This window comes from Methylomonas sp. BG-2, from assembly GCF_057766305.1.
Genome location: NZ_JBYMAP010000332.1, coordinates 1 through 3,257, shown reverse-complemented (window position 1 = coordinate 3,257; position 3,257 = coordinate 1). Strand labels below are relative to the sequence as shown.

2 protein-coding genes are annotated in these 3,257 nt (G+C 56.1%); both read left to right on the top strand.

Annotated features, from left to right (window positions below):
• Window positions 1-2,340, top strand: a 2,340-nt coding sequence (locus AC3B8H_RS19675) for a glycosyltransferase family 2 protein (protein ID WP_488443215.1), incomplete at its 5' end; no start/stop codon positions are given.
• Between the two features lie 18 nt (window positions 2,341-2,358).
• Window positions 2,359-3,257: glycosyltransferase family protein (locus AC3B8H_RS19670; protein WP_488443214.1), on the top strand; the 899-nt coding region annotated here is incomplete at its 3' end.

The window sequence follows — 3,257 nt, the reverse complement described above, 5'->3', positions numbered from 1 at the left end:
CTCCCAGCAAGCGAATTCACGATGACCGACATGAGTTTCCAGGGCGAATTAACCGATTTCAGTGACGGCTATTTGTCGGGCTGGGTCTACGACGCCGCGCGATTGCAGGAACGTGTCGTCGTCGAAGTCCACGGCGACGACTATCCGCTGGCGCTGATCCGCGCCCAATTTTGGCTGCCGCAAGTACAAAGCGTCGGCGACGGTTGTCACGGTTTCCGCGTGGCGTTACCGGCCGCCAAATTGCGCGACGTCAGTCGCTTGCGGGCCAAAGTCGCCAATAGCGAATTCTGGTTGAACGGCACGATGTATCTCAACCGCGCCCAATCTCGACCGACCGTGGCACTGCTCGGCAGCATCGCGAATTCGCGGGGATTGAAACTGAGCGGCTGGGCCTGGAATCCAGCCAGACCGGATCAAGCAATAAACCTCAGTATATGCGTGGACGACAAACTGGTTGGGCAAGTCCGCGCCGATCAGCGCCGCGCCGACTTGATCGACATGGGCTTGGGCGACGGCCGGCACGGCTTTAATTACACGCTGCCGTTGGCCTATGCCGATGGCCGCGGTCACGAAGTCCGGGTATTGAACGAACAAGGCCAAAACCTGCCTGGAAGCCCGCTCACGGTGGCCACGGCCCCACAGCTACTGGAGCAATGCGTCGAGGCGGACACCGTGTTGTTGCCCGAGCAACGGCGCCTGCTCGCGAAACAGTTCTTGAAATACCGAGACTATTTGCCGATGTCGGTGGATTTTTCGGCCTATCCGGATTGGGCCCCATGCTTTCAGCGAGCAGAGATTCAGACTCCGTTCGACCGCCAACAACACCTATTGATCGTGGTGTTCGGCCACGGTGATTTGCAAAAAACCTTGGATAGTTTGTTTTCGCAAAACTGGCAGCGTTTCGAGGTACTGGCGCAAGGCCAAGGCAACGCCAACGATCCCCGCCTGACCATGGTCGATCCAGGAGCCTGGCGCGCGACCATCCGCCACAAATTAAACCAACACGACGGCTTGCTGAGTTTTATCGAGGCCGGCGACACGTTGCCGGAATCGGCGCTAGCCCGAATCAGCAGCGTATTCGCCGATCCGGCGGTAAGGATGGCTTACAGCGATTGCCTGCTGCATGGCCGGCCGTCGGCCATCGAACCCTGGTTCAAGCCGAACTGGGACCTGAATTTGTTCCTGAGCCAAGACCTGCTTCAGCATCTATTCGCGGTGCGAAGCGGGCTATTACCGCTGGACTCGGCGTGGCTGGAACACCCGGAGTGCTGGCCGTGGCTGGCCGTCCGCGCGCTTGCCGAGCGAGAGCGAAGCGCGTCGGCGATCAAACACCTGCCGGAAGTGTTATATCACCGTTTTCAAGCCGGTCGCTCCGCGGCGTTGGACCAGGTGGCTGCCGAGTGCCTGCCCGCGATCGCGCCGGGCAGCCGCATCGACACCAAGATCGCCGACAACGCGTTCAGAGTGATACGCTGGCGGCAACCGGAAAACTGGCCGACGGTCAGCCTGATCATTCCGACGCGCGATCATCGAATCCTGCTGGAAAAATGTATCGAGAGCTTGAAGAAAACCGACTACCCCGGCGTGGAAATCATCGTCGTCGACAACGATTCGCAAGATAAGGCGACCCTCAAATATTTATCGCAACTTAAAAAAACCGGCGTCCGCGTCATCCCCTATCCGCATCGCTTTAATTACTCGGCGATAAATAACCACGCGGTCACGCTGGCAACAGGCGAAATAATCGGCTTAATCAACGACGATATCGAGGCGATCCATGTTGACTGGTTAAAAAACATGGTCACTCAGCTGCTAAGGCCAAGCATCGGCGCGGTCGGCGCAAAGTTATTGTGGCCGAACGGCATGGTCCAGCACGGCGGCGTTCTGCTGGGATTGCACGGTTTGGCCGGACATATCGGCAATCTTTGGGAGGAATCCGATCTGGGATATTTCGGCTATAATCAGTTAATTCGCGAAGTTAGCGCGGTTACCGCCGCTTGTTTAATTTGCCGAAAAGCGGATTATTTGGCATTGGGCGGCCTGGATGCCCAGGCATTTCCGGTGGCGTTCAATGACGTGGACTTTTGTTTGCGACTTGGAGAATCAGGCAAGAAAATCCTTTGGACGCCCGACGCCAAATTATGGCACGCGGAATCGGCCAGCCGAGGCAAGGACGATAACCCGGCTAAACAAGCCCGTCTGGAAAAAGAGAAATCCGCATTACGCAGCCGCTGGGCTAACCGGTTATTTTTCGACCCTTTTTATAATATAAACCTTAACTTGGATCGCTATTCGCATGACGGCCTGGCATTTCCGCCACGAAACGACAACGCCAATTAGCGCGGCCTTTCTTATTCCATGAAAATTCTATTTATTCATCAAAACTTTCCCGCCCAATTCCTGCAAATCGCCACGCATTTAGCCAAGGACCCTAAAAATCAAGTCATCGCGATACGGCAAGCGCCCAATGTCGAAATCGCCAACATTAGTTCCATCGCATACACCCCGGCTCGAAGCAGCACCCCGGATATTCATCCTCTGATGAGCGAATGGGAAGCCAAAATACTGCGGGCGGAAGCCACCGCCAAAGCCGCCGACCTGCTAAAAAGCCAAGGTTTCCAACCCGATGTGGTCATGGTGCATCCCGGCTGGGGCGAGGCCCTGTTATTGCGCGACATCTGGCCGGACGCAAAATACCTGGGTTATTTAGAATACTTTTACGCGGCGACGGGGCAGGATTTCAATTTCGATCCTGAATTCCAAACCAACGATGCCGAAAAACTCGCCAAGTTACGCTTGAAAAACACCGTCAATCTTCATGCGCTGAACGACATTGATGCCGCGATTTCGCCAACCCAGTGGCAGCGAAGCACCTACCCTGCTTGGGCTCAATCCAAAATCGACGTGATCCATGAAGGTATCGACACCCACTACTTTAACGCCGATGAAACGCGAACCCTGACGATTCCGAATAAAGGTATCACGTTGAGTAAACAGGACGAAGTCATCACCTTCGTCGCCCGTTATCTTGAGCCGACGCGCGGATTTCATGTCTTCATGCGCGCGCTCCCGGAATTATTAAAGCGCCGCCCCAACGCCCATGTCATCATCATAGGTAGCGAAACCGGCGGTTACGGCCCCGCCCCGCAAGGCCACGACTCCTGGCTGGCTATGCTGATGGGGGAAGTCGGCCATGAGCTGGATCCGAACCGGGTCCACATCCTGGGCCGCCTCGCCAAGGCGGACTACCGAAATGT